The following is a 2144-nucleotide window of genomic DNA, read 5'->3' on the forward strand; positions in this document are numbered from 1 at the left end:
GGGTTAGGGGTGGGGGTCCGTGCCGGGCAGACATTTCAGGAATTCCATATGCGATAGCCCTGCCGTTCACGGGGAGAGGATCCCGGCAGGGGGATGAGGGGCAGCACCAGCCTCAGCTTCGATTCTCAGCCGCCAACCCAACCAGCAGCTCCAGCGCTTCCTCCGCCCGGTCGGCGGGGACGAACAGATGGTCGTGGTAGAAGGCCGAAACCGGGTTCACGCCCATGCCGGCGGCGGCGAGGCGCGTGGTGATGGCGGCGAGGAAGCCGACGGCTTCCAGCGACGAATGGATGTTCAGCGTGACCATCCGGCAGCGGAATGACGCGGTCAGTGCCGCAGCGATGGCCTTCTCCTCGTCTACGATCAGCGTCACGCCCTCGCGCTCACGAAAGATCATCACCGCCTCAACGCCTTCCGGCTGAGCGACGCCGGGCGCCAGCGTGGCGAAGACATAGGTGCCGGCCAGCAGCTCCGGCGTCATCGATGCCAGCAGTGTCTTCAGATCGGTCTCGCCGGTCATTCGTTTTCTCTCGCCTGCAGAAATGGGCCGCAGCCCAGGTACTCTTCAATATCCGCGACCGGCGCGTGCCGATAGTCCAGGCGCTACAAGGACGACATGGCGATGTCGCTGGCGGCTGGGCTTGCGGACCTGTCGCATCGCACAATAGAGGAGCTGAGGGCCGATGCCGGTCCGTGAAAGGCCTTCGATGATCGTTCGCCCGCGCCCCACATTCCTGAAGCTGTTCTTCATCATGCGCGGTTCGGTCGTGCCACGCATCCTGCCGCAGATATTGGGCTTCGCGCTCTATTCCGCGATCATCCTGGCCGTGGCGCGCCGGTTCCAGCTTGATTTCAGCGTCTTCAACATCACGCCTTTCGGCCTCGTCGGCGTGACATTGTCGATCTATCTCTCGTTCCGGAACAACGCCGCCTACGACCGTTGGTGGGAGGCGCGCAAGCTGTGGGGCGCGCTGGTCTTCGAAATGCGCAATCTGGCCCGCGCCACCACCAGCCTCATCCCGGACCAGACCGAGCAGCGCGCCTTGCTGATGGAAGCGCTCGCCTTCTGTCATTTCCTGCGCGGGCAGTTGCGCAAGATCGACAGCATGAAGGATGCCCGCGCCTTCATCGACGCCGAGGCGGACAAGGCAGCAGCCTTTTCCAATCCGGCGGATGAGATGGTCAGGCGCATGGGCCGGCGTGCCAATGCGCAACGCCGGGCGGGCGACGTCGACTCGATCGGCTTTCGTATCCTCGATGAGAGGCTCGCGTCGATCGCCGCCATCCAGGCCGGCTGCGAGCGGATCGCCGGTACGCCGTTACCTTTCGCCTACACGCTGCTGGTGCATCGCACGGCCTACATCGTCTGCCTGCTGCTGCCGATCGGCCTGATCTCGACCACCGGTTGGGCAACGCCGCTGTTCACGGCGTTGATCGCCTACACCTTCTTCGGCCTCGACGCGCTTTCGGAAGAGCTCGAGGATCCGTTCGGCACCGAGGCCAACGACCTTGCACTCGACGGCCTCTGCCGTGTCTGCGAAATCTCGGTGTTCGAAGCGCTGGGCGAAACGCCGCCGAAGATGATCCCCGCGGAAAAGTTTTATTTTTCCTAGGCGAAGGCGCGCGGGCTTAAAACAATCCGGACCTCTGTCGGATCGCAGCCCCATGCCACGTCCTTGGTTCGACCCCAGCGAAAAGGGCTCGAACCACTAGGAGGGACCACCATGAGCATTTCCGAAATCGCACCCGTCTCGCCGGGCGCTTTATGGACCGGCCGCGTGCTCAGCGGCGTCATCGTGCTGTTCATGATCTTCGACGGCGTCATCAAGCTGCCGCCGCTCGATGTCGTCACCCAGACGATGGTGCCGCTCGGCTGGCCGGCCGATGTCAATGTCGCGCGCATGCTCGGCGTCATCGGCCTGATCTCGACCGCTCTCTATGCACTGCCGCGCACCTCGGTGCTCGGCGCCATCCTGCTCACCGCCTATATGGGCGGCGCCATCGCCACGAATGTCCGTGTCGACAACCCGCTGTTCTCGCACATGCTGTTCGGCGTCTATCTCGGCATTATCCTGTGGGGTGGCCTGTATCTGCGCGATGCCCGCGTCCGCGCGCTGATCCCGTTCAGCCGTTAGATCCAGATC

The 2144-nt window shown here is 63.8% G+C and carries 3 protein-coding genes; 2 read left to right on the forward strand and 1 reads right to left on the reverse strand.

All coding sequences use genetic code 11. The features are described 5' to 3' along the window. Window positions 1-112: 112 nt before the first annotated feature. On the reverse strand, window positions 113-520 hold the full coding sequence (locus EOD15_RS33190; RefSeq protein ID WP_127320908.1) for an ACT domain-containing protein: 408 nt from the start codon (window positions 518-520) through the stop codon (window positions 113-115). 163 nt (window positions 521-683) lie between these two features. Here EOD15_RS33190 and EOD15_RS33195 point away from each other — a divergent pair, with 163 nt between their 5' ends. Continuing rightward, the gene (locus EOD15_RS33195; RefSeq protein WP_245463835.1) at window positions 684-1613 is read left to right on the forward strand and encodes a bestrophin family ion channel; all 930 of its coding nucleotides are present in this window, start codon (window positions 684-686) and stop codon (window positions 1611-1613) included. A 111-nt stretch (window positions 1614-1724) separates the two neighbouring features. Beyond that, on the forward strand, window positions 1725-2135 hold the full coding sequence (locus EOD15_RS33200; protein ID WP_127320907.1) for a DoxX family protein: 411 nt from the start codon (window positions 1725-1727) through the stop codon (window positions 2133-2135). Window positions 2136-2144 lie beyond the last annotated feature (9 nt).

Origin of the sequence: Mesorhizobium sp. M7A.T.Ca.US.000.02.2.1 (assembly GCF_003996995.1) — a bacterium.
Lineage (GTDB): Bacteria > Pseudomonadota > Alphaproteobacteria > Rhizobiales > Rhizobiaceae > Mesorhizobium.